At 62.4% G+C, this 25,641-nt stretch carries 32 protein-coding genes; 13 read left to right on the top strand and 19 right to left on the bottom strand.

All coding sequences use genetic code 11. From position 1 onward, the window contains the following. Window positions 1–27: 27 nt before the first annotated feature. The 3 genes from GJW30_RS16765 to GJW30_RS16760 form a co-directional block, all read right to left on the bottom strand. The gene (locus tag GJW30_RS16765; RefSeq protein WP_096357350.1) at window positions 28–1,014 is read right to left on the bottom strand and encodes a hypothetical protein; all 987 of its coding nucleotides are present in this window, start codon (window positions 1,012–1,014) and stop codon (window positions 28–30) included. Window positions 1,015–1,143: 129 nt separating this feature from the next. Continuing rightward, window positions 1,144–1,398 carry a hypothetical protein gene (locus GJW30_RS22745; RefSeq protein WP_130364551.1) on the bottom strand — a complete coding sequence of 85 codons (255 nt, stop codon included), beginning with the start codon at window positions 1,396–1,398 and terminating at the stop codon, window positions 1,144–1,146. Between the two features lie 178 nt (window positions 1,399–1,576). After that, window positions 1,577–1,771, bottom strand: coding sequence for a hypothetical protein (locus GJW30_RS16760; protein ID WP_096358879.1), 195 nt, complete (start codon window positions 1,769–1,771; stop codon window positions 1,577–1,579). Between the two features lie 214 nt (window positions 1,772–1,985). Between GJW30_RS16760 and GJW30_RS16755 the strand changes: the two genes are divergently transcribed. Next, on the top strand, window positions 1,986–2,249 hold the full coding sequence (locus tag GJW30_RS16755; protein ID WP_130364549.1) for a hypothetical protein: 264 nt from the start codon (window positions 1,986–1,988) through the stop codon (window positions 2,247–2,249). Between the two features lie 53 nt (window positions 2,250–2,302). Here the strand turns inward: GJW30_RS16755 and GJW30_RS16750 are convergent, their stop codons facing one another. The 12 genes from GJW30_RS16750 to GJW30_RS16695 all read right to left on the bottom strand — a co-directional run bounded on the left by GJW30_RS16750 (window position 2,303) and on the right by GJW30_RS16695 (window position 11,478). Next, a complete protein-coding gene (locus GJW30_RS16750; RefSeq protein WP_096357346.1) occupies window positions 2,303–2,539 on the bottom strand; it encodes a DUF2171 domain-containing protein in 237 nt (78 codons plus the stop codon). A gap of 60 nt (window positions 2,540–2,599) precedes the next feature. Further along, on the bottom strand, window positions 2,600–3,001 hold the full coding sequence (locus GJW30_RS16745; protein ID WP_096357343.1) for a cupin domain-containing protein: 402 nt from the start codon (window positions 2,999–3,001) through the stop codon (window positions 2,600–2,602). A gap of 84 nt (window positions 3,002–3,085) precedes the next feature. After that, window positions 3,086–3,898, bottom strand: coding sequence for a tetratricopeptide repeat protein (locus GJW30_RS16740; RefSeq protein WP_096357341.1), 813 nt, complete (start codon window positions 3,896–3,898; stop codon window positions 3,086–3,088). A 49-nt stretch (window positions 3,899–3,947) separates the two neighbouring features. Further along, complete coding sequence (locus GJW30_RS16735) at window positions 3,948–4,184, bottom strand: hypothetical protein (RefSeq protein ID WP_096357339.1); 237 nt, start codon at window positions 4,182–4,184, stop codon at window positions 3,948–3,950. A gap of 242 nt (window positions 4,185–4,426) precedes the next feature. Further along, entirely contained in the window at window positions 4,427–5,794 is a 1,368-nt protein-coding gene (locus tag GJW30_RS16730) for a cytochrome P450 (protein WP_096357337.1), read from the bottom strand. Between the two features lie 18 nt (window positions 5,795–5,812). Continuing rightward, window positions 5,813–7,357, bottom strand: a complete 1,545-nt coding sequence (locus GJW30_RS16725) for a carboxyl transferase domain-containing protein (protein ID WP_283804853.1) — start codon at window positions 7,355–7,357, stop codon at window positions 5,813–5,815. Window positions 7,358–7,589: 232 nt separating this feature from the next. Further along, window positions 7,590–7,844, bottom strand: a complete 255-nt coding sequence (locus tag GJW30_RS16720) for a hypothetical protein (RefSeq protein ID WP_096357335.1) — start codon at window positions 7,842–7,844, stop codon at window positions 7,590–7,592. Between the two features lie 109 nt (window positions 7,845–7,953). Next, window positions 7,954–8,376 carry an HIT family protein gene (locus GJW30_RS16715; protein WP_096358877.1) on the bottom strand — a complete coding sequence of 141 codons (423 nt, stop codon included), beginning with the start codon at window positions 8,374–8,376 and terminating at the stop codon, window positions 7,954–7,956. 56 nt (window positions 8,377–8,432) lie between these two features. After that, the gene (locus GJW30_RS16710) at window positions 8,433–8,867 is read right to left on the bottom strand and encodes an HIT family protein (RefSeq protein ID WP_096357333.1); all 435 of its coding nucleotides are present in this window, start codon (window positions 8,865–8,867) and stop codon (window positions 8,433–8,435) included. A 52-nt stretch (window positions 8,868–8,919) separates the two neighbouring features. Beyond that, window positions 8,920–10,143: a GNAT family N-acetyltransferase gene (locus GJW30_RS16705; protein WP_096358876.1), complete on the bottom strand. Its 1,224-nt coding sequence runs from the start codon at window positions 10,141–10,143 to the stop codon at window positions 8,920–8,922. A gap of 93 nt (window positions 10,144–10,236) precedes the next feature. Further along, the gene (locus GJW30_RS16700; RefSeq protein ID WP_096357331.1) at window positions 10,237–10,974 is read right to left on the bottom strand and encodes a glycerophosphodiester phosphodiesterase family protein; all 738 of its coding nucleotides are present in this window, start codon (window positions 10,972–10,974) and stop codon (window positions 10,237–10,239) included. A 36-nt stretch (window positions 10,975–11,010) separates the two neighbouring features. Further along, window positions 11,011–11,478, bottom strand: coding sequence for a RidA family protein (locus tag GJW30_RS16695; protein WP_096357329.1), 468 nt, complete (start codon window positions 11,476–11,478; stop codon window positions 11,011–11,013). Between the two features lie 164 nt (window positions 11,479–11,642). On the opposite strand from GJW30_RS16695, the gene GJW30_RS16690 reads away from it, so the two are divergent. The 8 genes from GJW30_RS16690 to guaA all read left to right on the top strand — a co-directional run bounded on the left by GJW30_RS16690 (window position 11,643) and on the right by guaA (window position 19,771). Further along, window positions 11,643–12,476 carry a cell envelope integrity EipB family protein gene (locus GJW30_RS16690; RefSeq protein WP_096357327.1) on the top strand — a complete coding sequence of 278 codons (834 nt, stop codon included), beginning with the start codon at window positions 11,643–11,645 and terminating at the stop codon, window positions 12,474–12,476. Window positions 12,477–12,687: 211 nt separating this feature from the next. Beyond that, window positions 12,688–12,945 (top strand): hypothetical protein, encoded by a 258-nt coding sequence (locus GJW30_RS16685; protein ID WP_096357325.1) that lies wholly within the window; start codon window positions 12,688–12,690, stop codon window positions 12,943–12,945. Window positions 12,946–13,113: 168 nt separating this feature from the next. After that, window positions 13,114–14,589, top strand: coding sequence for an IMP dehydrogenase (guaB, locus tag GJW30_RS16680; RefSeq protein ID WP_283804846.1), 1,476 nt, complete (start codon window positions 13,114–13,116; stop codon window positions 14,587–14,589). 62 nt (window positions 14,590–14,651) lie between these two features. Continuing rightward, complete coding sequence (locus GJW30_RS16675; RefSeq protein WP_096357321.1) at window positions 14,652–15,335, top strand: DUF2268 domain-containing putative Zn-dependent protease; 684 nt, start codon at window positions 14,652–14,654, stop codon at window positions 15,333–15,335. Window positions 15,336–15,397: 62 nt separating this feature from the next. Beyond that, complete coding sequence (locus GJW30_RS16670; protein WP_096357319.1) at window positions 15,398–16,423, top strand: NADP-dependent oxidoreductase; 1,026 nt, start codon at window positions 15,398–15,400, stop codon at window positions 16,421–16,423. Window position 16,424: 1 nt separating this feature from the next. Beyond that, the gene (locus GJW30_RS16665) at window positions 16,425–16,847 is read left to right on the top strand and encodes an MAPEG family protein (protein ID WP_157746772.1); all 423 of its coding nucleotides are present in this window, start codon (window positions 16,425–16,427) and stop codon (window positions 16,845–16,847) included. After that, window positions 16,844–18,145: an RsmB/NOP family class I SAM-dependent RNA methyltransferase gene (locus GJW30_RS16660; RefSeq protein WP_096357315.1), complete on the top strand. Its 1,302-nt coding sequence runs from the start codon at window positions 16,844–16,846 to the stop codon at window positions 18,143–18,145. The genes GJW30_RS16665 and GJW30_RS16660 overlap by 4 nt, the downstream gene beginning before the upstream one ends. Before the next feature lie 63 nt (window positions 18,146–18,208). Next, window positions 18,209–19,771: a glutamine-hydrolyzing GMP synthase gene (gene guaA / locus GJW30_RS16655; RefSeq protein ID WP_096357313.1), complete on the top strand. Its 1,563-nt coding sequence runs from the start codon at window positions 18,209–18,211 to the stop codon at window positions 19,769–19,771. Between the two features lie 22 nt (window positions 19,772–19,793). On the opposite strand, the gene GJW30_RS16650 is transcribed toward guaA, so the two are convergent. From GJW30_RS16650 to GJW30_RS16635, 4 genes are read right to left on the bottom strand one after another with little or no spacing between them, the layout of a single operon-like run. Further along, on the bottom strand, window positions 19,794–20,504 hold the full coding sequence (locus GJW30_RS16650) for a ribonuclease activity regulator RraA (RefSeq protein WP_096357311.1): 711 nt from the start codon (window positions 20,502–20,504) through the stop codon (window positions 19,794–19,796). Between the two features lie 18 nt (window positions 20,505–20,522). After that, window positions 20,523–21,548, bottom strand: a complete 1,026-nt coding sequence (locus GJW30_RS16645; protein ID WP_096357309.1) for a 5-oxoprolinase subunit C family protein — start codon at window positions 21,546–21,548, stop codon at window positions 20,523–20,525. Continuing rightward, entirely contained in the window at window positions 21,545–22,264 is a 720-nt protein-coding gene (locus GJW30_RS16640; RefSeq protein ID WP_096357307.1) for a 5-oxoprolinase subunit B family protein, read from the bottom strand. Before GJW30_RS16640 ends, GJW30_RS16645 begins: the two co-directional genes overlap by 4 nt. Next, window positions 22,261–23,019 carry a LamB/YcsF family protein gene (locus GJW30_RS16635; protein ID WP_096357305.1) on the bottom strand — a complete coding sequence of 253 codons (759 nt, stop codon included), beginning with the start codon at window positions 23,017–23,019 and terminating at the stop codon, window positions 22,261–22,263. The genes GJW30_RS16640 and GJW30_RS16635 overlap by 4 nt, the downstream gene beginning before the upstream one ends. A 142-nt stretch (window positions 23,020–23,161) precedes the next feature. Between GJW30_RS16635 and GJW30_RS16630 the strand changes: the two genes are divergently transcribed. The 4 genes from GJW30_RS16630 to GJW30_RS16615 all read left to right on the top strand — a co-directional run bounded on the left by GJW30_RS16630 (window position 23,162) and on the right by GJW30_RS16615 (window position 25,607). Further along, entirely contained in the window at window positions 23,162–23,530 is a 369-nt protein-coding gene (locus GJW30_RS16630; protein ID WP_096357303.1) for a cupin domain-containing protein, read from the top strand. A gap of 11 nt (window positions 23,531–23,541) precedes the next feature. Beyond that, window positions 23,542–24,522: a 3,4-dihydroxyphenylacetate 2,3-dioxygenase gene (gene hpaD, locus GJW30_RS16625; protein ID WP_096357300.1), complete on the top strand. Its 981-nt coding sequence runs from the start codon at window positions 23,542–23,544 to the stop codon at window positions 24,520–24,522. A gap of 174 nt (window positions 24,523–24,696) precedes the next feature. Continuing rightward, the gene (locus GJW30_RS16620) at window positions 24,697–25,086 is read left to right on the top strand and encodes an ArsR/SmtB family transcription factor (RefSeq protein ID WP_096357298.1); all 390 of its coding nucleotides are present in this window, start codon (window positions 24,697–24,699) and stop codon (window positions 25,084–25,086) included. Next, window positions 25,083–25,607: an SRPBCC family protein gene (locus tag GJW30_RS16615; protein WP_096357296.1), complete on the top strand. Its 525-nt coding sequence runs from the start codon at window positions 25,083–25,085 to the stop codon at window positions 25,605–25,607. Before GJW30_RS16620 ends, GJW30_RS16615 begins: the two co-directional genes overlap by 4 nt. Window positions 25,608–25,641 lie beyond the last annotated feature (34 nt).

Raw genomic sequence — 25,641 nt, 5'->3', positions numbered from 1 at the left:
GGGTCAACCGGCGCGAGCCGTCATGCACTATTGCGCGCGGGGCGGAGGTGGCAGGCCGTTGGAGGCCGAGCCATTTGGGCTGCCCGGCGTTCCGGGCGGCGGGGAGGGACGAGCCGCGTCGGCCGGCCGGCGCGGTGGCGGCGGCGTGGTGCGGCGCGGCTGTTGCGGCTGTGCGGCTGCGGGGCGTGGCGGTGTTGCGGCGGGCGGCGGGGTCGTCGGCTCGGCCGCCATGATGCTGACCGGCGGGATCGAGGACGCCGACGGCAGATTGTAGCCGTCGGGAAGCGGTGTTCCGGGTGCGCCGGGCCGTGTCGCCATCGTGTTCGGGGCCGGTGCCGGGGTGGAGGCGACCTTTTCTTTTTCGCCCCAAGACGCCGAGGCGCGCTGGACGTGGCCGGCAAAGGCGTTGTCGCGCATGTTCGCGCGTAGGCGCACCGTGTCCTTGAAGTTCGCGAAGGCGACGCAGACGTCTGGCGAACAGCCGTAGCGGGTGGTCAGCGCATTGGCGACGGCTCCGTAGCGGTCCTGTTCGAGAGTTACCCGCAGCGGGTCGAAGATCTTGGCGAAAGCCGTATCGTTGCTGGCCGAAGCGAACCGCAAAGCGTCGCCAAGGAGGCTAACCTGCCGCGCCGCGTAGGATGTCGCGGCTGCTGCGGACTCGGCGCTTGCGAACAGGCTACGCTCGCATGCGGTTTCGAGCGCATCGCCGCTGGTGCCGGCGAGGCAGCTCAATGGCGAATTGGGTGCTTGCGCGACAGTTTCTGTGGCGAGAAGGCGGGCCTGGAGCCCCCGCCGCTCCTCGACGCGATTGTGTTCGGTCCAGGAGAAGGCCGCCCAGCCGGCGAAACCGACCAGCGCGAGGAACATCAGCGTGCCGGCGAGGCCGGTGCGTACAAGCGCGAGAACGAAGAAGACGACCAGCAATGCGGCGGCAACGGCGGCCGCCCAGACAGGAAGGCCGACGATGCCGGTCGCCTCATTATATTGGATGCCGAGCGCTTCAAGTCCCCACATCTGCGCCGTTCCCCGATTCTTCCGTGTTTCGTGCTGCTAGGCCGCAAAGGCGACCTGAATGAGGCTCATCGCAACAGTAACAAAAATGGCCCCACTGATGGGGCCATTCTCGCTACAATATCGACAATCTTAGTCGCAGACACGCGACCGGGTCGTCACGGTGCGACCGCGACGCTCGACGGTGCGCACCTCGGTGCGGCAGCGACGGTCACGGCGTGCGCCACGCGATTCCCAGCGGCGATGGTCCGGACCAACGCGAACTCCTCCCGGTCCAACGTAGACTGACTGAGCCGACATGTCGGTCGGTGCCAGTGTCGCGGCGCCGGCCGAGAGCGGTAGAGCCAAAAAGGCCGCGGTCGCAGCAGCAACTAGATGAAAACGCATTGATGGTATCTCCGTCAGTGTGATCCCCCGGCACATCAATACGAGAATCGCGCCGAGGTTCCGAATAACGGAGCAAATATAATGCGTTATGAACAGCCGTTAAGCGCGGGAAATTTCTGACAGCGAGATCAGCCGGTTACCGCAGTTGCTCAGACGAGCTTGCACAGAGGCGCTTGCGCTAGGCAGCGACGACTTCGAGTTGGCTTTCTTTGGCTACGCGCTCATAAGCCTCAGTGAGGCTCTTGATCCGGTATTGAAAGTCGTCACCATCCGGAGGGAGTAGCCGAACAACTTCGTAGTTGCCTTCAACACTGATGCGGCCGGGAAGCGGGGCCGAAAAATGAACGGTTTCGCCAATCGTGTACTTGTGCACGCCACAACGCCTGTTTTGACTGATCACTCGGCCCGAACGGCCTTTTTGTGAGGAAATGCAACCTAGCACGGGGCTGTGGAAAAAGCCAACTTTTTTCGGAAAACTAAGTTATATCAATGGTTTGCTTCTCTATGCTCAATTGCATGGAACTGGATGTCTTGATGCGGACTTCTTCTGCCGCCATGAAATCACATCGCTCGTCTGGAGCTCTGGAATGAGAATGTTCTCTGGGATGATCCTCGGTGCAGTGTTCCTGCTCGCTGCGGCTTACGTCTACGACACTACGAATGCCGGAACGACGCGGGCCGATGGCACGCAGGAGCGCCCGATGGTCAATTGGGATGTGGTCGGCCGCAATGCGGGAAACTGGGCCGGCAAGGTGCAGGCAACGGTGTCGTCGCTGATCAACGGTACCAAGTCGTCGACGCCGTCAACGCAAACGGACTCGATGGAAGCGCCGCGTCCAAACGCGAATTGACGCCACCGGCTTCGGACCGGAAGCGCCAACTCACGGGCTTGGTCGTCTAGAGGTTAGGCGGCTTCTTTCCACTGCGAGAAAGCTTCCGCAGCCGACTTGTTGAGATGCACGTGGCGATCGATGTGATCGACCCACGCTGCCGGAATAAGATGGTGCTTACCCTTTGCGGCCGGATCAGTCTTCGTGAGCTTGATCGCTGTCTGCCCATCGAGATGATCCACGGTACCGACGTGCTCACCGTCGGATCCGAGCACTTCCATATGTTCTTGAATCTTGTCGAGTTGCATCAGTGCGCTCCGCTGTTGTTGTTCTGTTAAAACAACCCATGCGGAGCGCGGATGTTCCTCAATTCAGCGCTGGAACGGCTGTGCGATCGGCTTACCTTTTTCGTTCAAACGCACGACGAGAATCTTCGCTTTCTCGCTGCCTTCATTCTTCGCCGAGTGCGGTGTCTTCGGCTGGATGTGGAAACCGTCGCCGGCTTTCAACGTGCGCTTTTGCTGGCCGTCCACCTCGAGCGTCAGCGAACCTTCAATCACATAGGTTATCTCGTGGCCGTCGGGGTGCGTATGCCAGGGGACCATCCCGCCAGGCGCGATCTCGATAGCCTGCATGATCGTCTCTTGATTGGCCATGCCGTTGAGATCGTCGCGCAGGACATCCTTTGCCGTGATGGCGTTTTGTGCGAATGCGATAGGCGCTGCGGTCAGCCCGAGGACGACGACAGCGGCAGCGAGCAACTTCGATTGCATGAAAACTCTCCCAGGCGCCGCCTTGTTATTGATGCGGTCGCGCCGGGATCATGAGAAGAGAATGCCTCTGCGGCAAGGGTTTCGTTAGAGGCTGGGGCGGGGCGGGGTCGGCACGTCACGCAGGCAGTGCATCGGGAAGAACGGCCGGCGCTTTGCGTCCTTTGCAGCCTGCGCTTCCTTCGCGGCGGTGAGGCACGTTTGTGCGAGCGTGTATCCGGAGTCGCGTTCCAGCGCTGCCGCGAAATCGGACGCGGCGGCAGCGAACTCCGTTTTTGCAGCTTGGGCGCGGCCGCGATTGAACCAGAAACGGGGGAATTGCGGAGCATGTTCGAGCGCGCGGCTGAAATCGGAAATTGCTGGATCGATACGACCGAGCGCCAAACGCGCCAGTCCGCGATTGTGTAGCAAGTCCGGATCGTCCGGCTTGAGCGCGACGGCGCTGTCGAAGTCGGCAAGAGCGAGGCGGTACGAGAGGAGTTGATAGTGGATCGTACCGCGGTTGAGGTAGGCGGGGATCAACTTGGCGTCGAGCTTTAGCGCGGTGTCGTAGTCGGCCTTTGCGCGCACCAGGTCGCCGCCGCGATGATAAAACAATCCGCGTTGGAAAAACCCATGCGAGAAGGTGGGATCGGTCGCGATCGCGGCATCGTAGTCAGCCAGCGCGCGTGGCCGATCGTTCTTCTGAAGATAGACGCCGGCGCGATAAATATACGCCGTTGCACGATTGCGCGCAGTTTCGGATGCGCCCGCGTCGATAACGCTGCTGCAGGCTTGTGTGACGCGATCGGGATCAGTTTGCTCGCGGCAGTCACGCAGGCTCTCAGGCCCAGACGCGACAGCGGCCGCCGTCGGCATCAGGGCCAAGAACGCGGCGGCCGCGATCGTTATCGGTTTCATGGCGCTCCCGTCGACGCGGTAACGTCGCAGGATGCACGAATAAGATCAATTACTGTCCGTTATCGGTCAGGACTTTTGCGCAGGCTTTGCTGAGCTTTGCGCGGTTTTGCTTCAAGCAGCCGAGGACGATCATGTCGCCCTGATCCATGACTTTGCGGCAGAGCTTGGTGACGTCGCGTGCGCAAGCATCTTGTTCGGTCTGAGAGCCGCGCTGAGCGCTGGCGTCGGCGATCACCGAAAGCGAAAGGGCGAAAGCGCCCGCAAGAATGAAACCAGTCCTCAGCATTTCAAATCCTCATTGTCTAAGTTGACCACGCCACAACGACGAATCAGTCAAATCAAGTGCCCGGCGCCATATAGGTTCTCAAGACCCCGGTTTCCAGGACAACGCTGTAGAAGACGATAGTGCCCATCTTGCGGCAAAAGTATTTTGAACGCTTCACGCGTCCGCGCTAACTCATTCAAATTGTTGATGGAGGCGTGTCTCACTACCGCTGCGTGTAGTAGCTCTTATGCGGCGATGCGTCGCTAGGTGCGACGCTCGACCGTCATCGGCATTCCACCCATAGGGCGAAGGGTCACGCGCAATTGCGGATGCGGCGAGTATCCGGGACGCAAACGCAGCCGCACAGCAGGAAGAATCGTCGCGAGAATAATGGCGGCCTCGGTGAGCGCGAACGACATGCCGATGCAAATGCGCGGGCCAGCGCCGAACGGCAGGTAGCTGTAACGATGCCGTGACTTGATCGCCTCCGGCGTGAAGTTTTCCGGATCGAACGTATCGGGCGACGACCAGATGCGCTTGTGACGCTGCGTTGCATAGATCGGGATATTCACCGGCGTGCCCTTTGGAATGGTCAGCCCCGGCAGTTCGATGTCACGCAATGCAGTGCGGACGACCATCGCGGCCGGCGGGTAAAGCCGCATCGACTCCATGATCACCTGTTTCGTGTATGCGAGCTTGTCGACGTCGTCCTGCTTGAGCGGTTCGCCCTGCGTGACTTCGGCGATCTCGGCGAGCACGCGCTCTTCGATCGATGGGTGCTGAGAGAGCAGATAGAATGTCCAGGTCAGCGCGAGCGCGGTCGTCTCGTGGCCCGCAGCGATGAATGTGAAGATGTTGTCAGCAAGGTCTTGATCGTTCATCGCCGTGCCGGTCTCGGCATCGGTCGCGTTGACGAGCAGACTCAAAAGATCGTTTCGATCGGACGGATTGGCGCGGCGTTCCTTCGCGATGCGCAGGAATTCGCTTTTGAGATATTTCCGCCCGCGCGCGGCGACGAGTTTGCGCGGATGCGGCGTCCATTTCGGCAATCCGGCTAACGTCAACAGCAACGACCATGTCGTCGTGCTGATGCTGTCGGTGATCGATTGTTCGACGCGGTCGACATCGAGACCTGCGGCACCAGACAGCATCGTCTCGACAATGATGTCGAACGTGACGCGCATCATTTCGTGCGCCATCGATACTTCTTGCCCGGCCTGCGAAAGCAGCTTTACGCAGGAGATCTCGGCGGCGCCATGCATCGCGGGGAAGAACGAGAGGATGCGCTCGTGCCGGAACGACGGCGCCGAGGCGCGGCGCTGCCAGCGCCAACGTGCGCCTTCGGCGAGAAGGATCGAGTCGCCGAGTGATGGGCCGAGCGAGCGGCGCATCGAGAGCGCTTTCTCGAAGGCGTCGGCGTGATCGACAAGGATGCCTTTGATCAACTCCGGATCGCTGACCATCACGAGATTTTTGCCGAAGAGCTTCGCCCAGACGAACGGCTCTTCGTAAGTCTCGATCGGCCAATTCTCGATCGGGTTGCGAATGATGCCGCGAATGATTTCGAGCGTCGACTTCCGCGTTTCGGGCGGAGCGATGCGGGCGAGGGCTGGGGTCGTGATGGCGTCCATTGTCGTTCTGCCGTTCGATTACATCCGGAACACGCCGAACTTCGTCTGCGGGATCGGCGCATTCAGTGCCGCCGAGAAGGCGAGCGCGAGAACGCGCCGCGTCTCGGACGGCGTGATAATGCCATCATCCCACAACCGCGCTGTGGCGAAATAAGGATTGCCCTGCGCATCGAACTGGTCGCGGATCGGTTGCTTGAAGGTTTCTTCGTCTTCGGTGCTCCAGGAGCCGCCGCCGGCCTCGATATTGTCGCGGCGGACGGTGGCGAGCACGGAAGCCGCCTGCTCCGAGCCCATGAGGGCGAGTTTCGCGTTCGGCCACGAGAACATGAAACGCGGCGAGTAGGCCCTGCCGCACATGCCGTAGTTGCCGGCGCCGTAAGAACCGCCGAGCACCAGCGTGAGCTTCGGCACCTGTGCGCAGGAGACCGCAGTGACGAGTTTAGCGCCGTCCTTAGCGATGCCACGCGCCTCGTATTCGCGGCCGACCATAAAGCCGACGATGTTCTGCAGGAAGAGGAGGGGGATGCGGCGCTGGCAGCACAGCTCGATGAAGTGCGCGGCTTTCAGCGCGCTTTCCGAATAGAGAATGCCCTGGTTGCCGATGATGCCGACCGGCATGCCGTGGATGTGGGCGAAGCCGGTGACGATGGTTGTGCCGTAGAGCGCTTTGAACTCGTCGAACTCAGAGCCGTCGACGAGGCGCGCGATGACCTCGCGTATGTCGTATTGCTTCTTCAGGTCGACCGGCACGATGCCGTCCAGCTCCTCGATGTCGTAATGCGGCTCGTGCGGCGTCAGCAGCGGGATGTCGACGTTCTTCTTATGGTTGAAGTTCGCGACAATGCGGCGCGCGAGGCCAATCGCGTGGTGATCGTTCGCCGCATAGTGATCCGCAACGCCGGAGAGGCGAGCGTGTACGTCGGCCCCGCCGAGGTCTTCGGCGGACACGACCTCGCCGGTCGCGGCTTTGACGAGCGGTGGGCCGCCGAGAAAGATGGTGCCTTGCTTGCGAACGATAATCGTCTCGTCCGACATCGCCGGAACATAAGCACCGCCGGCCGTGCAGGAGCCCATAACGACGGCGATTTGCGGGATACCGAGCGAAGACAGCGTTGCTTGATTGTAGAAGATGCGGCCGAAGTGCTCGCGGTCCGGAAACACCTCCGGCCATTGCGGCAGGTTCGCGCCGCCGGAATCAACCATGTAGATGCAGGGCAAACGGTTCTCGCGCGCGACTTCTTGCGCGCGAATGTGCTTCTTCACCGTCATCGGATAGTAGGTGCCGCCTTTGATCGTCGCGTCGTTGCAGACGATCACGCATTCGCGGCCCTCAATGCGGCCGATGCCCGTGATGATGCCGGCCGCGTTGATTGCCTCGTCGTACATGTCGTAAGCGGCGAGGGGGGAGAGTTCGAGAAACGGTGAGCCCGGGTCGATCAGGCTCATGACGCGATCGCGCGGGAGCAGCTTGCCGCGTGAGATATGCCGATCGCGAGAGCGCTGCGGACCACCGAGAGCAGCTTCGGCACGGCGCGCGCGCAATTGGTCGTTCAGTTCGCGCATCAACGCGGCGTTGGCACGGAAATCTTCGGTGTTTACGTCAACTTTCGACTCAAGCTTGCTCACGCGATTCTCCGGCTGGAGCAACATCTTAGCCCCAAAACATGCGAACAGGGGCCGCACTATGCCGGTGGGTTGCGTGCGAGGCAACGGGCGGCTTCTGCGTGCAAACCGAAACCGCGCACAAAAAAGCGGGGAGCCGAGGCTCCCCGCTTTCGCTCGAAACTAGAAGGCGTTAGCCGCCTTGTTCCCAGTTATCCCGGCGCAGATCGAGGCGCACATTCGGATCCGGGTCGTTGCCGCGGTAATGGCCGTTGTTATCGCGGACGCCACGGCCGTAGTACGGACGCTCCGACACGTAGCCTTCGCTGTAACCGTACTGCGAGACATAGGGCGCGACGGGGCCACGCTCGTAACGAACGCTCTGGGCGAGAGCCGGCGTTGCGAGCAGAGCCGTAGCGCCGACGGCAGCAAGAATGATCTTCTTCATAAGTAGACTCCACTTCTGTTGTCTATGACGTCGAAGTGGGGCGTCCTTGCGCGCTGCACCAGCGCGCTTGCTGCATAGCAGCGGAGACGTCGATTTTGCTAAGGGTTGCTTAGGCTAACGCGTTTTTGATCCTCTCTGCCGCCTCCGCCAATACCTCCGGTTTTTCCATCGGCCCGGCTGGCGGCTTGAGGCTCACGCCTTCGTGACGTGGGATGACGTGGACATGCAGATGGAAGACGACCTGTCCGCCGGCGCTTTCGTTGAATTGCTGCACCGTCACGCCATCGGCGCCGAAAGCTTTCATTACGGCTTGCGCGATCTTTTGCGAGGTCACCGCGACGTGAGCCAGATCGTCCGGCTCGACATCGAGCAGATTACGCGCCGGGTTCTTCGGGATGATCAGCGTGTGGCCGGGCGCGCGTGGCGAGATGTCCATGAAGGCGAGTGTGTGGGCATCCTCGTAGACTTTTTGTGCCGGCAGTTCGCCACGCAGGATCTTCGCGAAGATGTTGTTCGGATCGTAAGTCGCCACGGTCGCCATCCTTCGGTTCTTGAATTCGGTTTGGATGGCAGGCCGCTGCGTCAGCGTCAATCCTTGGGGCCCATCAGTGCATTCCAGAGCTTCGCGGCTGGGATCGCGAGGATCTCGGGCTTCTCCATCGGGCCGCGCGGCGGCTTCACCTCGATGCCTTCGTAACAGGGGATGATGTGGACGTGGAAATAGAACACAGTCTGATCCGCAGCCTCTTCATTGACTTGATGCAGAATGACGCCGTCCGCGCCGAGCGCGGTCATGGCGGCCTTCGCGATGGTCTGAGCGCTGCGCATAACTTGCGCGAGTTCCTCGCGGCCAACGTCGAACAGATTGCGCGACCTCACCTTCGGAATTATCACCGTGTGGCCGGGCGAACGCGGAGCGAAATGAAGGAAGGCGAGGGTGTGCGCGTCTTCGTAGACTTTGTGCGCGGGCAATTCGCCACGCAAAGTGCGCTCGAAAATAGTCGGAGTATCGTAGGCCGTCACGGATCCAATCCTTGGAGTAATTCGGACGGGATGACAGCCGTGGCGCGCGACGTCAATCCTTGCGGAACGGGCCGGCTTCGCTGAGCGCTTCGTTGATCGCGGCGATCTCCGCACTCTCGCGGCGGACGAAATCGGACACCGCGCGGCGTAGATTCGGATTGGCGATGTAATGTGCGGAGCGGGTCACAACCGGGAGATAGCCGCGCGCGAGTTTATGTTCGCCTTGCGCGCCGGCTTCGACCCGCTTCAGCCCGCGCTCAATCGCGAATTGGATCGCTTGGTAGTAGCAGAGCTCGAAGTGCAGGAAGGGATGTTCTTCGATGCAGCCCCAGTGACGGCCATAAAGCGTATCGGAGCCGATAAAGTTCAGCGCGCCGGCGATGTAGCGGCCTTCGCGCTTGGCCATGACCAGCAGCACAGCGTCGCGCATGGTCTCGCCGATAGCCGAGAAGAACGGGCGCTTGAGATAAGGGCGGCCCCACTTGCGAGCGCCGGTGTCCATGTAGAACGCGAAGAAGGCGTCCCAGGCGGCTTCAGTCAGCGACGCGCCGGTGAGCCATTCGATCTCGATGTCGTTTACGACTGCTTCCGAACGCTCGCGGCGGATTGCTTTGCGCTTGCGTGAGGCGAGCGCGGTGAGGAAATCGTCGAAGGTTGCGTAGCCTTGGTTCTCCCAATGGAACTGTTGGCTGGAGCGCTTGAGGAACCCGGCTTTGCCGAGAAGTTCCTGCTCGGGCTCCGTCAAAAAGGTGAGGTGAGCGGACGATGCTTCGCGCATGCTGCACAGCTCGGCGAGCCCAGAGGCAAGCCCGATCCGCACCGCATCGACGTTCTCGCCGGATGCGACGAGAAGGCGCTCGCCGGTCGCGGGCGTGAACGGCACCGAGACTTGAAGCTTCGGGTAGTAGTTGCCGCCGGCGCGCTCGAAGGCGTCGGCCCAGCCCCAATCGAAGATGTATTCGCCCTGCGAGTGGGACTTCAGATAGCAGGGCGTCGCGCCAATGATGCCGCCGTCATCGTTCTCCATCACGAGATGCTGCGGCTGCCATCCGGTGCGCCCGGTGGCAGAGCCGGACGCTTCCAGCGCGTGCAAAAATTCGTGCGTGATGAACGGGTTGTAAGCGCGATCTTGAGACTCTGATTCCGCGTTCAGTGCCGCGTTTTCTTGCGGCCTGCCGGGTCCAAATCCGGCCGGATTTGCGCAAGCGTTCCAGGCCGCGGCCGGTACGTCCGCGATCGCATTGAGGACCCGGATGCGCAGCTCGCCGCCGCTCATGCGCTGAAAACGGAAAGAGAAGTCACGGTCCGAATATTGGCCTTTGCGGCGGCGCACGCAAGCGCGTGCACCGCAAGGCTCGGCTGCATCCGGTTAGGCGCGGAAGCCCTCGAAGGTGATCTGCGCCTTGCAGGCTTCGGCCTGGGCGCGATCCTCGGGGGTGCGGACGGTCCAGCAGATCAGCGGAATTCCGAAGAGGGCGCGCGCCAGCGTCGGCGCCAGCGCGGGCAAATCGGCGACGCGGTAGGACACGAATTGAGGCTTTGAGGTCGGGGCATGGAGAAGGTGGGCGAGGCGGAAGCGCTCCCAACCGCTCATCGGACCCCAGTCCTTCGGATGGAAATTCCGCTCGGCGACGATGCCGCGAACGAGGTTTGGCGCTTGCTCGCGCACTGTCGCGATCTGGTCCGGGTCGAACGACATCGTCGCGACCGGCCCTTTGTAGCTCGACAGCACATCGGCAACCCGCTTCGGCAGCGGGGACTTTGCGTCCCGCTGGTGTTTGATCTCGACGATGAGCGTAACGCGGCCGGCGACCAAATCGCACAACTCGCCGAGCGTGAGCATGCGGTCGGCGGTGTTTCTGAAGTCGACACGCTTGAGTTCGGCGACGGTGCGGCCGCCGAGCGGGCCGGTGGTCTCGGTCAGGCGGTCAAGCACGCCGTCGTGATGCACCATTGCTTCGCCATCGGCCGAGCATTGGACGTCGCATTCGATCGCGTAGTTGCCGCCGATAGCGGCCGTGAAGGCGGACGGCATATTCTCGATAACGCCTTCGGAGGCGGTGTGAAGCCCGCGATGCGCTATCGGACGCGCCGTCAGCCAGTCCATGTCATTCCCAGTCGCGCGATTCCGCGTCAGTTCTTGTTAGTCGACCTCAAAGTAGCCTTCGACTTCAACGGCAGCATCGGCCGGCAGCGATGCGACGCCGACGGTGGAGCGGGCATGGCGGCCCTTGTCGGCGAATACCTCGACCATGAGGTCGGACGCGCCGTTCATAACCTTTGGGCCGTCAGTGAAGTCCGGCATCGAATTGATGAAGCCGCCAAGGCGGACGACGCGGGCGACCTTGTCGAGATCGCCGACCGCGGCCTTGATCTGTGCCAGGAGGTTGATCGCGCAGGCGCGTGCGGCCTTCTGACCGTCCTCGATCGACACGCCGCCGCCGAGTTTGCCCTTGGCGACGAGCTTGCCGTCTGCGCCGAAACAAATCTGGCCGGAGAGGACGAGAAAATTATGCGTACGCACGAAGGGAACATAATTTGCGACCGGCGTTGTCGGTGAGGGGAGAACAATTCCGAGTTCTTCCAAGCGCTTCTCGACGTTACCAGCCATACGTTTCTCCTCGTCCTCAGCCGTAAATCGGGCGCAGTCTTGGCCGATCGGGGGCATGAGCGCAAGTCACGTTAAAGAGGCACGGAACGCCGTACGGGTCTGCCACGATTGTGCCGCGGCGAGCCGCCACCATATGTTCCGGAACCATAAAGGCGATCGAATCGATGGGTTATCGTTCAAATTTTGCAGGTCTCGCGCTGGTTGCGTTGCTCGGCGGCACGGCGCTCGCACAACCACCAGATCAAGCTCCGCTAGCGGGTCATCGCGCGGTCTACGATCTTTCGCTGGTGCGGACCTCCGGCAAGGACTCGCTGGACTCGGTGCGCGGCCGCATCTTGTACGATTTCGCCGGTTCGCCGTGTGAGGGCTACACGCTGAACTTCCGCCAGGTCACCGAACTCGACTCCGGTGAGGGCAAGAAGGTCACCAGCGATCTGCGCACGACGAATTTCGAGGACGGCGACGGATCGTCGTTCCGGTTCGTGACGCAGAACTTCCTCGACAACAAACCTGCCGATCATTCCGAGGGCCAGGGCTCGCGCAGCGGTGCCAAGTCTTCCGTGAAGCTGACGAAGCCGGCGGCGAAGACGGTCGAACTCGGCGATGTTATTTTCCCGTCCGAGCATATGCGCCAGATCATTATCACGGCACGCGACGGCAAGAAGCTGCTTGAAGTCGCGGTCTATGACGGCTCCGACAATGGCGAGAAGATCTACAACTCGCTCACCGTTATCGGCGGCGAAATCGCGGCCGGGGCAAAAGCTCCCGACGACGCGGCGGCCGGGCAGGCGAGCCTTGCGAGCCTGAAGCGCTGGCCCGTCACGATCAGTTATTTCGAGAAGGGCAAGAACGACGGTGATCAGACGCCGGCGTATGCGATCAGCTTCGAGATCTACGAGAACGGTGTCGCGCGCGCGATCAAAATCGACTACGGCACCTTCGCGCTCGACGGCAAGCTGAGCGGCCTTGAGATGCGCGAAGCTAAGGCGTGTAAGTAGTCGCGCCTGACCCGTCATCCTGAGGAGCCCGCGCAAGCGGGCATCTCGAAGGACGACGGCCCCGGGATGTAGCCGCGCCTCGGCCGTCGTGGTTCGAGACGCCGCTTTCTGCTTCGCAGACGCGGCTCCTCACCATGACGGATTGAGTCCAGCGGCTCTTTCAATTCACGATCGGCGCACTACATCAGAGCCTCCTCAACAGGGGGCTTGGATGATCTACGTCTTGGCTTTCTTTCTTCCGCCGGTTGCGCTGCTCCTCAACGGGCAGCCGTTCCACGCGATCCTGAGTGCCATCGTCTGGGTCGTGTGTCTGGTGTTCTCGATCCTGCTGCTCTCGCCCGGCCTCATGCTGGTTTCGAGCGCGCATGCGATCATCGCCATATCGATGCGGCGCGGCGAGCGGAGGCACCGCGAGGTTGTCGATGCGATCAACCGGACCGGGCAGCCGCCGCCGGGATATCGGCCTTAGTTACCGGCTGTAAGCCACTTTGTTGCGAAGCAGCAAATTGGCGCTTGTTATCCCGCGCGGTAGCGTGCTAACGACCACCGCCAACTCCCCAGACGGGATCGATTCCAAACGGCGACCCTAGGGTCGACCGGCGCGGCAACTTATCCGCGTTAGAAAATGGAGATGGCGATGGCAGAATTTCGCGAAGGTTTAACGTTCGACGACGTTCTGCTGCAGCCTGGGCTCTCGGACGTTCTCCCTTCAGATGTCGATGTCCGCTCGCGCGTCACGCGCACGATCAAGCTGAACATTCCGATCCTCGCGTCCGCGATGGACACCGTCACGGAAGCCCGCATGGCGATCGCCATGGCGCAGGCCGGCGGCCTCGGCGTCATTCACCGCAACCTCGAGCCCGATCAACAAGCCGCCGAAGTCCGGCAGGTGAAGAAGTTCGAATCCGGCATGGTGGTGAACCCGGTCACCATCCACCCGAGCGCGACGCTCGCCGAAGCCTTCGACATCATGAAGGCGCACAACATCTCGGGCATTCCAGTGGTCGAGAAGGGCAATGGCCGCGCCGGCAAGCTGGTTGGTATTCTCACCAACCGCGACGTACGTTTTGCGACGAACCTGTCGCAGCCCGTCTCCGAATTGATGACGAAGGATCGCCTCATCACGGTGACGGAGAGCGTCAATCACGAAGAGGCCAAGCGCCTCTTGCATCAACATCGGATCGAGAAATTGCTCGTCGTCGATGATGCGTATCGTTGCGTCGGCCTCATCACGGTGAAGGACATCGAAAAGGCGGTCGCCAATCCGAATGCGTGCAAGGACGAGCAGGGCCGTCTGCGGGTCGCCGCTGCGACGACGATCGGCGACAAGGGGTTTGCGCGCACCGAGCAGTTGATCGACGCAGGCGTCGATCTCGTCGTCGTCGACACGGCGCATGGTCATTCGCGCGGCGTGCTCGCCGCCGTCAACCGCATCAAGAAACTGTCGAATATGGTGCAAGTGGTCGCCGGCAATGTCGCGACAGCCGACGGCGCTCAAGCGCTGATCGACGCAGGCGCGGATTCGATCAAGGTCGGCATCGGGCCGGGCTCGATTTGCACGACGCGCATCGTCGCGGGCGTCGGCGTTCCGCAGCTCACAGCGATCATGGATTCGGTCGAAGCCGCGCAGAAGAACGACATTCCCGTCATCGCCGACGGCGGCATCAAATTCTCGGGCGATCTTGCGAAGGCGCTCGCGGCCGGCGCCGAATGCGCGATGGTGGGCTCGCTGCTCGCGGGCACGGACGAGACGCCGGGCGAGGTCTACCTCTATCAGGGCCGCTCGTACAAATCGTATCGCGGCATGGGCTCGGTGAGCGCGATGGCGCGCGGCTCAGCCGACCGCTACTTCCAACAAGACATCAAGGACTCGCTCAAGCTCGTGCCGGAAGGCGTCGAGGGCCAGGTGGCCTACAAGGGCTCGGCCGGCCACGTGCTGCATCAGCTCGCCGGCGGCCTCCGCGCCGCCATGGGCTATGTCGGCGCACCGACATTGGAAGAGTTCCGCAAGAAGGCGCGCTTCGTGCGCATCTCGTCGGCCGGTCTGCGCGAGAGCCACGTTCACGATGTGACGATCACGCGCGAAAGCCCGAATTACCCGGGCCGCGGATAAGTCGCTGGGCCCGAAACAAGAAGAAACGAATTTCACGATGTTATTTCTTGGAGTTCATTTCGATGTCTGTTCGTTTTGTCCCGCTCGACGCGGGGAGTGAATTTGCACCCGGCCGTTTGACGCAGCTCGTTGGTTATCTGGAAGCCGCATTAGCGGACGTTGGTCCGCCGATCGATGCCAAGAATGTCGACGTTCTTTTAACGCCAACGCATCGACCAATCGCGGGATGGGACGCGCAAGGGTTTGCTCAGTCCGCGCATTTGATAACCATTGGCGTCGATCCGCGTTGCGATGGTCGTGAGAAGGGATCGATCGCACTGCAGTTGCGTGCGCAGCTTGCTCACGAGCTGCACCACGCCACGCGATTTGCCGGGCCGGGCTACGGCACGACGCTTGGTGAGGCTTTGATCTCCGAAGGCCTAGCGCAATGTTACGAGGAAGAAGTCGGCTGTCCGACGCCGAACTACGCCGTTGAGGTTAGCGGTGTACCCCTCCGTCAGCTGGCGGCCAACGCCATCGGAGAGCTTTCGGCAGTCTCCTATGATCACCCAAAATGGTTCTTTGGCACAGGGAACAGCGCAAACTTTCCGCGCTGGGGCGGGTACAGCCTTGGCTACGCGCTAGTGAAGGCTTGGCTGAACGAGAGTGGAACGACTGCTTCAAAAGCTGTTGCGATTCCAGTTTCGGAGATTCTGCCGCAAGCGTTTGAGCTGTTCGGGGAAAAAGTTGAGGCCTCGGCCGCATAATTTGCGGCTTAGCGCTAATCCGCGTATGTCCCTCCCGAACACCGAATGTCCGGGAGAGAGACATGGCCGAAACCCACCGCCGCATCATCATGACGTCGCGCCCGAAGGCGGAGCCGACGCCGGACAATTTCCGTCTCGAAGAAGGTCCGGTGCCGAAAGCCGGCGCGGGCGAAATTCTGGTTCGCACGAAATATCTCTCGCTCGATCCGTACATGCGCGGGCGCATGAGCGATGCGGCATCGTATGCTGCGCCGGTCGAAGTCGGCGGTCTCATGCAGGGAGAGCTCGTCGGCGAAGTCGTCTCGTCCGACAACGAGAAGTTCAAAGTCGGCGAGCATATCGCGGGCCACCTTGGCTGGCAGAGCCACGCGGTGTCGAACGGCAAGGGTCTGCGCAAGCTCGACGCGGGGCAGCCGCTGGCGCCGTCGCTCGGTGTGCTCGGTATGCCGGGCATGACGGCTTACACGGGCTTGCTCGAAATCGGTCAGCCGAAGGCCGGCGAGACGGTCTTGGTCGCGGCGGCGTCCGGCGCAGTCGGGCAACTCGTCGGACAGATCGCGAAGCTGAAAGGCGCACGCGCCGTCGGTATCGCGGGCGGGCCGGAAAAGTGCCGCTACGTCGTCGAGGAACTCGGCTTCGATGCATGCATCGATCACAAAGCGCCCGGTATGGCGGAGCATCTTAAAGAGGCGTGCCCGAAGGGTGTGGACGTCTATTTCGAGAATGTCGGCGGTCCGGTGTTCGAAGCGGTTTTTCCGCTGTTCAACTTCTTCGCACGCATGCCGGTGTGCGGACTGATCTCGCAATACAACATGACGGAATTGCCGGCAGGTCCGAACAAGGTGCCGCAGCTGTTCCGTGCCGTTTTGACGAAGCGTCTCACGATCCGCGGTTTCATCGTGTGGGATTTCGCCGCGCGCGAAGCCGACTTCCGCCGCGACATGGCGGCATGGGTGAAGAGCGGCGAGATCAAGCACCGCGAACATATCGTCGATGGTCTCGAGAATGCGCCGAGCGCTTTCATCGGCCTTCTGCGCGGCGAGAATTTCGGCAAGACCGTCGTGCGCGTCGCACCGGACGCGAAGTAACATGCTGGTCCAGGCAACGCTCGTTCCGCTGTTCGTTCAGGTCGCGCTCACCTTTGCGCTGATGTTCGGCATGATCTTCACGCGGATCGGCGTGCTGAACGACAAAAGCGTTCATCCGCGCGACATCGTGCTCGGGCAGCCGAATTGGCCCGAGCAGCCGACCAAGTTTGCGAATGCTTTCCGCAATCAGTTCGAGCTGCCGGTTCTTTTCTACGTTCTCTGCATTCTCGCGATCATCACGCGGCAGGCTGATTTTCTGTTCGTCATTCTGGCGTGGATTTTCGTCGCGGCGCGTCTCGCGCAAGCTTTCATCGCGGTCACGTCGAACAAACTTCAATTGCGTGGCGGCTTCTTTTTTCTCAGTGCGATTGTGCTCGTCATTATGTGGGCGCTGTTCGCCATCGATGTGATTTTTGGATTATGACCCCCGCAGCACGACTTTCGGCGACCATCGAAGTTCTTGACGACATCATCGCTCGGCGGCGGCCCGCCGCCGATGCGTTGAAAGACTGGGGTCTCGCGCATCGCTTCGCAGGGTCTGGCGATCGCGCGGCGATCGGTTCGCTGACTTTCGATGCGCTGCGCAAACGTGCGTCTTCGGCATGGATCATGGGCGACGAGAGCCCGCGCGCCATCGCGCTCGGGATGCTCAAGCGTGAGCGCAATTTCAATCTCGCGGCGATCGAGAAGCTGACGGACGGTGGGCGCTTCGCACCGTCGCCGTTGAGCGAAGACGAGCGTGCGCGGCTCGATACGGCCGATGTATCGTCGGCTCCCGCGTGGGTCGCGGGGGATTATCCGGAATGGCTCGACCCTTATCTCACGGCAAGCTTCGGCGATGACCGTGCCGAAGAGGGTGCGGCGCTGGCGGCGCGCGCGCCGGTCGATCTCCGCGCCAACCTGATCAAGAGCGATGCGCAGAAGGTTGCGGCGGAGCTTGCCGAGTATCACGCGCAGCCGACCCGCTGGTCGCCGACGGGCGTGCGCATCGCGCTCGGCTCGGACGCGAAGGCGCCGCCGCTGCAATCGGAGCCCGGCTATCTCAAGGGCATGTTCGAGGTGCAGGACGAAGGCTCGCAGCTTGCGGCCTTGTTCGCCGCGCCCGAGGGCGGCAAGCGTGTTATCGATCTTTGCGCCGGGGCCGGCGGCAAGAGCCTCGCGCTCGCGGCACTCATGCACAACCGCGGCGAGGTCATCGCGACCGACAGCGACAAGCGGCGCTTAGCGCCGATCTATGCGCGTCTCGAGCGCGCCAGCGCGAAATGCGTCAAAGTGCTGACGCCGCGCGGCAAGACCGACGTCCTTGCCGAGTTCGATCTCAGCGCCGACCTCGTGTTGGTCGATGCGCCGTGCACGGGCAGCGGCGCGTGGCGGCGCAACCCGGACGCCAAATGGCGTATCCGGCCCGGCGCCTTGGAAATCCGAGAGCGCGAGCAGGCCGAGGTGCTGGACCGCGCCGCGCGCCTGGTGCGGCCGGGCGGGCGGCTCGCCTACGTCACGTGCTCGGTGCTGGACAACGAGAACGGCGCGCAGGTGCGCAGTTTCCTCAGCCGATCGAAGAGTTTTTCGGTGATTTTGCCGGACGAGGTCATCTCGGCGCTCGGCGAGCGCGCGATGGTGTTCGGCAAGGCGGCGCGGCTTTCGGCCGAGGGCATCCTGATGACCCCGCGGACCACCGAGACCGATGGGTTTTTTGTTAGCGTTTTGAGGCGGGAAGGCTAGGGATTCCTCTGGATTCCCGGCAATGGCGGTTGCCACCCGAGGTGGCTTCCGTTAACTGCCGTCATGGCTGACCAATCCCACGACAAAATCCTCATCATCGACTTCGGCTCGCAGGTCACGCAGCTCATCGCAAGGCGCGTGCGCGAGGAAGGCGTCTATTCCGAAATCGTGCCGTTCCAGAAAGCCGAAGAGGCATTCCGGACCATGCGGCCGAAGGGCGTGATCCTGTCCGGCGGACCGGCCTCGGTCACCGAGCAGGTTTCGCCGCGCGCACCGCAGGCGATCTTCGATGCGGGCATCCCGGTTCTCGGCATTTGCTATGGCGAGCAGACGATGGCGGCGCAGCTCGGCGGCGGCGTCGAAGGTGGACATCACCGCGAGTTCGGCCGCGCCGAGATCGAGGTGAAGGAAAGCGTCCCGTTGTTCGAGGGCGTGTGGGAGAAGGGCAAGCGCTATCCGGTTTGGATGAGCCACGGCGACCGCGTCACGCATCTGCCGCCGGGGTTTGAAGTCATCGCGGTGTCCGACAATGCGCCGTTCGCGGCGATTGCCGACACGAAGCGCGATTTCTACGCCGTGCAGTTCCATCCCGAGGTCGTGCACACGCCGGACGGCGCGAAGCTGCTACGCAACTTCGTACGCAAGATCGCGGGCCTCACCGGCGATTGGACGATGCGCGCGTTCCGCGAAGAGTCGATCGAGAAAATCCGCGCTCAGGTCGGCAAAGGCCGGGTGATCTGCGGTCTCTCGGGTGGCGTGGACTCAGCCGTTGCAGCGGTGCTGATCCACGAAGCGATCGGCGAACAGCTCACGTGCGTGTTTGTCGATCACGGATTGATGCGGCTCGGCGAAGCGACGCAGGTCGTGACGCTGTTCCGCGATCACTACAACATTCCGCTCGTGCACGTGAATGCCGAAGAGATGTTCCTCGGTGAGCTCGCGAAGGCGGGGGCCGACCCGGAAGCGAAGCGCAAGACGATCGGCCGTCTGTTCATCGACGTGTTCGAGGCAGAAGCGAAGAAGATCGGCGGCGCCGATTTCCTCGCGCAGGGCACGCTCTATCCGGATGTGATCGAGAGCGTGTCGTTCACGGGCGGCCCGTCGGTGACGATCAAGTCGCACCACAACGTCGGCGGTCTGCCCGAGCGCATGAATATGAAGCTCGTGGAGCCGCTGCGCGAATTGTTCAAAGACGAGGTGCGCGTGCTCGGCCGCGAGCTTGGCTTGCCTGAAGCCTTCGTCGGTCGGCATCCCTTCCCAGGGCCGGGTCTCGCGATCCGCTGCCCGGGCGAGATCACGAAAGAGAAGCTCGATATTCTGCGGCTCGCGGATGCGATCTACATCGAGGAGATCCGCAAAGCAGGGCTTTACGATACGATCTGGCAGGCGTTCGCGGTATTGCTCCCGGTGCGCACGGTCGGCGTGATGGGCGATGCACGCACCTACGAGAGCGTACTGGCGCTCCGCGCGGTGACGTCGACCGACGGCATGACGGCGGACTTCTTCCCGTTCGACATGGCGTTCCTCGGCCGCGTTGCGACGCGCATCATCAACGAGGTGCGCGGCGTCAACCGCGTCGTTTACGACGTGACGTCGAAGCCGCCCGGCACGATCGAGTGGGAGTGATCGCGCCGCGCGGCGTCGACGCTTACTTCTTCGACGCTTCGTAACGCGCTTTGTTCTCGGCGTTCGGCGGATAGAGGCCGGGCAGGGCGGAGCCGGCTTCGACTTCCTTCATGATCCAGGCTTCGAGCCGCTCCTGCTCGGGGGCGAGTTCGACGACGGCGTCGACAAGCGCGGCCGGGATCAGCACGGCGCCATCGTCATCGACGACGATGATGTCGTCCGGAAATACGGCGACGCCGCCGCAGGCGATCGGCTCCTGCCAGTTGACGAAGGTGAGGCCGGCGACGGACGGCGGCGCGGCCGCGCCTTGGCACCAGACCGGCAGATTGGTCGAGAGCACGCCCGCCATATCGCGCACGACGCCGTCGGTGATCAGCGCGGCGACGCCTTTCTTCTGCATGCGGGCGCACAGTATGTCGCCGAAGATGCCGGCGTCGGTGACGCCCATTGCGTCGACGACCGCGATGCAGCCTTCCGGCATCGCTTCGATGGCGGCGCGGGTGGACTTCGGCGATGACCAAGACTCAGGCGTCGCGAGGTCTTCGCGGGCCGGGACGAAGCGGAGCGTGAAGGCGCGGCCGACCAGGCGCTTCTGGCCTTCGCGGATCGGCATCGTCCCGCGGATCCAAACGTTGCGCAGGCCCTTCTTGAGCAGGATCGTGGTGAGTGTCGCGGTGGTGATCTGCGACAGCACTTCGATAATTTTGGCGTCTTTCTTGGCGTCTTGGGACATGCGCTCTTCTTCTCTCTGCTACTTCGAGGGGCGTTGCTCGGCGTCGACATACCCATCAATCAGGTTGAGGCCAAGCAGAAACTCGGATGAGAATTCGGTGCGGATCAGCGGCTCGGCTTTGATCGGCCCGGCGAGGAAGGCGTGTTCCTCGGCGCGGGCCGCGACGGCTTCTTTGTGAGAGACCGCGCGGAAGCGGATGCTGGTGCCGGGGCGCGCTTGCGCAAGGCGGCCATGATCGGGACCGATGATCGTCGCGATCTTCGGATAGCCGCCGGTGGATTGACGGTCGGCCATGAGGACGATGGGCTGGCCTTCGCCCGGCACCTGGATCGCGCCCATCGCGATGCCGTCCGACGTGATGTTGTACCCTTGCGAATGCGTGAGTTTCGGGCCTTCGAGGAAGCACGCCATGCGGTCGCCGCGCGCTGAAATTGTCCACGGACCGGCGAGGAATTTCTCGATTTCGTCTGCCGCGAAATAGTCGTCTTGCGGGCCGAGGAGAACGCGGATCGTCTCGGGCGGACGATCGAGGATCGGAGCATCGATGATAGCGTTGAAGAATGCGGAGTAAGCCGGCTTACCGGTGCGGATCGTATCGCCGACTTTGAGAGCGCGGCCCTGCAGACCGCCGATCTGCGTGCGCGTATGCGTCGAAGCTGAGCCGAGGACGAGGGGTACATTGAAGCCGCCCGCGACGGCGAGATAGCACCAGTTTCCCGATGGCCCCGCGCGGAGTTTCAATTTTGCGCCGGGCTCGATCAAGGCGATTGCGGCTGACGGAAGCGGTTGCCCATCGAGTGTCGCGGCAAAGTCTCCGCCCGCGAAGGCGAGCGCGAGTGTCTCGGTCTCGCTGGTCACTTCGATGCCGCCGAGCGAGACTTCAATCGCGGCGGCGCCTGCCGGATTACTCAGCGCACGGTTAGCGATCGCATGCGCAAGCGGGTCCATCGGGCCTGCACCGGTGACGCCGTAACGGAGATAGCCGTGGCGGCCGCTATCTTGGATCGTGCAGCCAGGACCGGCCGAGAGAGTGCGCAGCGTCATCGCGCTGTCCTCTTGGCGACGACTTCGCCGGCTTCAGCGCGGCGATCGAGGTCTTGGAATGTCGCACCGTCGATTGGCTCGAAACGGATGTCGTCACCGGGCTCCATCAGGAATGCGTTGTCGCGGTCCGGGGCATAGAGCCGCTCGGGCGTGCGGCCGACGACGTACCACCCGGTCGGCATCGCGAAAGTCGCGATGGCGCTGAGGCCGCCGCCGACGAGGATGACTTTCGAGTCATGCGGCGGGCGCGGTTTCTCGCGGCGCGAGATTGCAATTTCTTTCGGCAGTCCGCCCAAGTACGTGAAGCCAGGCGCGAAGCCGTACATGTAGGCGCGGTATGTGGCGTTCGCGTGGATTGCAGCGGCTTTCACGGCCGAGAGTTTCATGAGGCCCGCCATCTCGGCAAGGTCTTCGGCGTAGGGGAGTTCGTAACAGCACGGCAGCGTCCACAGCGCGGTCTTGCGCTTGCGCGTGCCGGCGGATTTCAAACGGTCCTGCACGAGCAAGACCAGCGCGTCGCGATCGAGCCGCAGCGGATCGTAATGGATCATCAACGAGCGATAGGTCGGGACGAGTTCGCGCAAGCCCTCAGGCGGTGCATCAGCAATCGCGGCGTCGAGCGCGAGCACGCGTTCGTTGATCGCAGGATCGACGCCGCTGCCGAATTCCACAACGAGCGCAGCTTCGCCGGCGTCGAGGAAGCGCGGCTCGCTCATACAAAGCTCTTGAGCGCGATGGCTGATTGTTCGAGCGCGCCGCGCACGTGCTTCGCCATTGCGACCGCGTGGCCGGAATCGCCGTGCACGCAGATCGACTGCACGCGCGTCGGTAGGCGCTTGCCGGAGGCCGAGATGATGACGCCTTCTGTCACCATTTCGACGACGCGCGAGGCGGCTTCTTCTTGATCGTGAATCATCGCGCCGGGTTTCGAGCGCGCGATGAGCTGGCCGCGATCGTCGTAGCCGCGATCGGCGAAAATTTCCTGCACGGTGGTCAGGCCCGCGGCTTCACCGGCTGAGACTTGTTCGGTCAGCGCGATGGCGAGCAGAACGAGGCTCGGATCGACGGCCTTCACGGCTTTAGCGATAGCGTCGGCGACGGAGCGATCTTCCGCCGCGATGTTGGCGACGGCGCCGTGCGCTTTCACGTAAGTGATGCGGTGGCCTGAGTAAGACGCGAGGCCCTGCGCGGCGCCGATCTGATACGCGACGAAGCGTTCGATTTCTCCGGTCGAATACGGAATGCGGCGGCGTCCGAATCCCCACAAATCCGGGAAGCCCGGATGCGCGCCGATGGCGACGCCGCGCTCGCGCGCAACCTTGAACGCGTTGGCCATGATCTCCGGATCGCCCGCATGCATGCCGCACGCGACATTCGCCGACGTGACGATGCCGAGCATCGCGTCATCGTCGCCGCAGGTGTAAGCGCCGTAGCCTTCACCGAGATCGGAATTGAGATCGACCTGAACCATTTCTTCTTCTCGAAGCGCTGGAGAAATCGTTGTCTTCTCGGTTCTAAGCCGAAAATTGTCGCCCGTCATCGGCCATGTTAGGTGTATTGAAACAGGCGTCACAACCGGCACGGCGGAAGATCGTGCGGGACGGGAGAAAACGATGAGTCAGAAGGACGAATTTCACAATCTCGAAGATGGGGTCGGCGGTCTGCTGCGCGAACTCGCGCCGGGCCTGACGACGCGGATCTTCGCAGGCGAGCAGGCGATGCTGTCGGTGGTGACGATCGCGCCGCATGCGTCCGGCACTTTGCATCATCATCCCGAAGAGCAGTGGGGCGTCTTGCTCGAAGGCACTGCGATCCGCGTGCAAGGCGACGAAGAAATCCCGGTGAAGAAGGGCGACTTTTGGCGCACGCCCGGCAATGTGCCGCACACGATGCGGGCAGGTCCCGAGGGCGCGCGCGTGCTCGACATTTTCTCGCCGCCGCGTCCCGAGTATCGCAAGCCCGGAAAAGGTTTCGGCGCGTAAGCGGAGGCCGCATGACCGTCCCGGCGCACGTTCTCTACCCGCCGTTCAACATCGTTCGGCTCAGCCACATCGTGCTGAGCGTGACGGATCTTGCCGCGTCACGTGCGTTTTATGTCGACACGCTCGGGCTGCAGGTCACGGACGAAGACGATAAGCGCATCTTTCTGCGCGCGATGGAGGAACGAGGACATCATTGCCTCGTGCTCGAGCGCGGCGATGCCGGGATAGCGAACGAACTCGGCTTCAAAGTCTACGACGAAGAGCATCTCGACAAGGCGGCGGCGCATTTCAAAGCGCAGGGCTTACCGGTCGAATGGATCGACGAGCCGTATCAGGGGCGCACGTTCCGTACGCGCGATCCGCAGGGCATTCCGCTGGAGTTCTACGCCGCGATGGATCGTTTGCCGCCGATCCATCAGCAGTACACGCTTTATCGCGGCGTGAAGCCGCTGCGCATCGATCACTTCAACTGCTTCTCGCCAGACGTGCGCGCGTCTGTTGAGTTTTACAATGCGCTTGGTTTTCGGGTGACCGAGTATACGGACACTGAAGACGGCAAGGAATTGTGGGCGGCCTGGATGCATCGGAAGGGCGGGGTGCATGACATCGCGTTCACGAACGGACGCGGGCCGCGCCTGCATCACGTCGCGTTCTGGGTGCCGACACCGCTCAACATCATCGACCTGCTCGATCTCATGGCGACGACCGGATACGTTTCGAATATCGAGCGCGGACCGGGGCGGCACGGCATCTCGAATGCGTTCTTCCTGTATGTGCGCGATCCCGACGGGCATCGCGTCGAAATCTATTGCTCCGACTATCAGACGGTCGATCCGGATCACGAGCCGATCCGCTGGGATCTGAAAGACCCGCAGCGACAGACGCTGTGGGGCGCGCCAGCGCCGTGGTCCTGGTTCGAAGAGGGGTCGGTATTTCGCGGCGTCGAGCCTCGTGCGTCTAAGCTCAACGCGACGCCGATCGTGGCGCCTTAATTCGTAGCCCGGATGAGCGAGACGGCGCGTTTCGCGCCCGCCAAGCGACATCCGGGGCGTCAGCGCGCGCGTCCCGGATGTCGATGACCGCTTCGCGGTCCCGCTCATCCGGGCTACGAAACAATATTCAACTCATCGGTTGACAATCAGTGTCCATCGTTTATATTCAACCTTATGGTTGAACATCAGACATCGCAGCTCGACGCTGTGTTCCACGCCCTCGGCGACCCTACACGCCGACAGATGCTTCGGCAGCTGACTGGGGGAGAGCAAACGGTCGGCCAGCTGGCCGAGCCTTACGACATCTCGCTTGCCGCGGCCTCGAAGCACATCAAGGCGCTCGAAGTCGCAGGGCTGATCCATCGCGACGTGAGGGGGCGGACGCATATCTGCCGCCTCGCGCCCGGACCGCTCGCCACTGCGCATCAGTGGCTGAGCTTCTACGAACGCTTTTGGACCGATCGCCTCGATATCCTCGAACGCCTGCTGCGTGAGGAAGACACGGCGCGCAAATCCAAAACCCAAAACACGACAAAAATAGCAAAGACAGGAGACGATCAATGAACACGACCCGCACGCCGCATGGCGCCGTTACCGGCATGGATACGCTGACGATCCAGCGCCAGCTTCCGGGCTCGATTGATCGGGTCTGGCAATACCTCACGGAGAGCGATCTGCGCCGTCAGTGGCTCGCATCCGGCGATATGGATATGCGCGTCGGCGGTACCGTGGACTTCACCTGGCGCAACGACGACTTGATGAAGAATCCGGGCAAGCGGCCGGAGGGAGCGTCGGCCGAGCACAGCATGGAATGCCGGATCACGGAACTCGATCCGCCGCGCAAGCTTTCCATCACGTGGGGCTCGACCGGCGGTGTGTCTTTCACGCTGGAGCCAAACGGCAACGGCGTGTTGCTGACGGTGGTGCACCACCGCGTCGCCGACAAGTCGATCCTGCTCAAGGTCAGCGCGGGCTGGCACATGCACCTCGACGTGCTGACGGCGCGTCTCAACGGCGAAGAGCCGGAGCCGTTCTGGGATGGCTGGCAGCGTCTCGTGAAGGAATACGAGCAGCGCGTCGGCTAAGGCCGGCGCGCCAATGGAAACATCGGAAGGGGAA

Origin of the sequence: Variibacter gotjawalensis, from assembly GCF_002355335.1 — a bacterium.
GTDB classification, from domain to species: Bacteria; Pseudomonadota; Alphaproteobacteria; order Rhizobiales; family Xanthobacteraceae; genus Variibacter; species Variibacter gotjawalensis.
The sequence above is the reverse complement of the archived record's forward strand: the minus strand, read 5'-3'. Positions and strand labels throughout refer to the sequence as shown.

Excerpts from the sequence above, each read along its gene's own strand:
- GJW30_RS16765 (WP_096357350.1), bottom strand. The coding sequence starts at position 1,014 with ATGTGGGGACTTGAAGCGCTCGGCATCCAATATAATGAGGCGACCGGC.
- GJW30_RS22745 (WP_130364551.1), bottom strand. The coding sequence starts at position 1,398 with ATGCGTTTTCATCTAGTTGCTGCTGCGACCGCGGCCTTTTTGGCTCTA.
- GJW30_RS16755 (WP_130364549.1), top strand. The coding sequence starts at position 1,986 with ATGAGAATGTTCTCTGGGATGATCCTCGGTGCAGTGTTCCTGCTCGCT.
- GJW30_RS16745 (WP_096357343.1), bottom strand. The coding sequence starts at position 3,001 with ATGCAATCGAAGTTGCTCGCTGCCGCTGTCGTCGTCCTCGGGCTGACC.
- GJW30_RS16740 (WP_096357341.1), bottom strand. The coding sequence starts at position 3,898 with ATGAAACCGATAACGATCGCGGCCGCCGCGTTCTTGGCCCTGATGCCG.
- GJW30_RS16735 (WP_096357339.1), bottom strand. The coding sequence starts at position 4,184 with ATGCTGAGGACTGGTTTCATTCTTGCGGGCGCTTTCGCCCTTTCGCTT.
- GJW30_RS16730 (WP_096357337.1), bottom strand. The coding sequence starts at position 5,794 with ATGGACGCCATCACGACCCCAGCCCTCGCCCGCATCGCTCCGCCCGAA.
- GJW30_RS16725 (WP_283804853.1), bottom strand. The coding sequence starts at position 7,357 with ATGCGCGAACTGAACGACCAATTGCGCGCGCGCCGTGCCGAAGCTGCT.
- GJW30_RS16720 (WP_096357335.1), bottom strand. The coding sequence starts at position 7,844 with ATGAAGAAGATCATTCTTGCTGCCGTCGGCGCTACGGCTCTGCTCGCA.
- GJW30_RS16705 (WP_096358876.1), bottom strand. The coding sequence starts at position 10,143 with ATGAGCGGCGGCGAGCTGCGCATCCGGGTCCTCAATGCGATCGCGGAC.
- GJW30_RS16700 (WP_096357331.1), bottom strand. The coding sequence starts at position 10,974 with ATGGACTGGCTGACGGCGCGTCCGATAGCGCATCGCGGGCTTCACACC.
- GJW30_RS16695 (WP_096357329.1), bottom strand. The coding sequence starts at position 11,478 with ATGGCTGGTAACGTCGAGAAGCGCTTGGAAGAACTCGGAATTGTTCTC.
- GJW30_RS16690 (WP_096357327.1), top strand. The coding sequence starts at position 11,643 with ATGGGTTATCGTTCAAATTTTGCAGGTCTCGCGCTGGTTGCGTTGCTC.
- GJW30_RS16685 (WP_096357325.1), top strand. The coding sequence starts at position 12,688 with ATGATCTACGTCTTGGCTTTCTTTCTTCCGCCGGTTGCGCTGCTCCTC.
- guaB (WP_283804846.1), top strand. The coding sequence starts at position 13,114 with ATGGCAGAATTTCGCGAAGGTTTAACGTTCGACGACGTTCTGCTGCAG.
- GJW30_RS16675 (WP_096357321.1), top strand. The coding sequence starts at position 14,652 with ATGTCTGTTCGTTTTGTCCCGCTCGACGCGGGGAGTGAATTTGCACCC.
- GJW30_RS16670 (WP_096357319.1), top strand. The coding sequence starts at position 15,398 with ATGGCCGAAACCCACCGCCGCATCATCATGACGTCGCGCCCGAAGGCG.
- GJW30_RS16665 (WP_157746772.1), top strand. The coding sequence starts at position 16,425 with ATGCTGGTCCAGGCAACGCTCGTTCCGCTGTTCGTTCAGGTCGCGCTC.
- GJW30_RS16660 (WP_096357315.1), top strand. The coding sequence starts at position 16,844 with ATGACCCCCGCAGCACGACTTTCGGCGACCATCGAAGTTCTTGACGAC.
- guaA (WP_096357313.1), top strand. The coding sequence starts at position 18,209 with ATGGCTGACCAATCCCACGACAAAATCCTCATCATCGACTTCGGCTCG.
- GJW30_RS16650 (WP_096357311.1), bottom strand. The coding sequence starts at position 20,504 with ATGTCCCAAGACGCCAAGAAAGACGCCAAAATTATCGAAGTGCTGTCG.
- GJW30_RS16645 (WP_096357309.1), bottom strand. The coding sequence starts at position 21,548 with ATGACGCTGCGCACTCTCTCGGCCGGTCCTGGCTGCACGATCCAAGAT.
- GJW30_RS16640 (WP_096357307.1), bottom strand. The coding sequence starts at position 22,264 with ATGAGCGAGCCGCGCTTCCTCGACGCCGGCGAAGCTGCGCTCGTTGTG.
- GJW30_RS16635 (WP_096357305.1), bottom strand. The coding sequence starts at position 23,019 with ATGGTTCAGGTCGATCTCAATTCCGATCTCGGTGAAGGCTACGGCGCT.
- GJW30_RS16630 (WP_096357303.1), top strand. The coding sequence starts at position 23,162 with ATGAGTCAGAAGGACGAATTTCACAATCTCGAAGATGGGGTCGGCGGT.
- hpaD (WP_096357300.1), top strand. The coding sequence starts at position 23,542 with ATGACCGTCCCGGCGCACGTTCTCTACCCGCCGTTCAACATCGTTCGG.
- GJW30_RS16620 (WP_096357298.1), top strand. The coding sequence starts at position 24,697 with ATGGTTGAACATCAGACATCGCAGCTCGACGCTGTGTTCCACGCCCTC.
- GJW30_RS16615 (WP_096357296.1), top strand. The coding sequence starts at position 25,083 with ATGAACACGACCCGCACGCCGCATGGCGCCGTTACCGGCATGGATACG.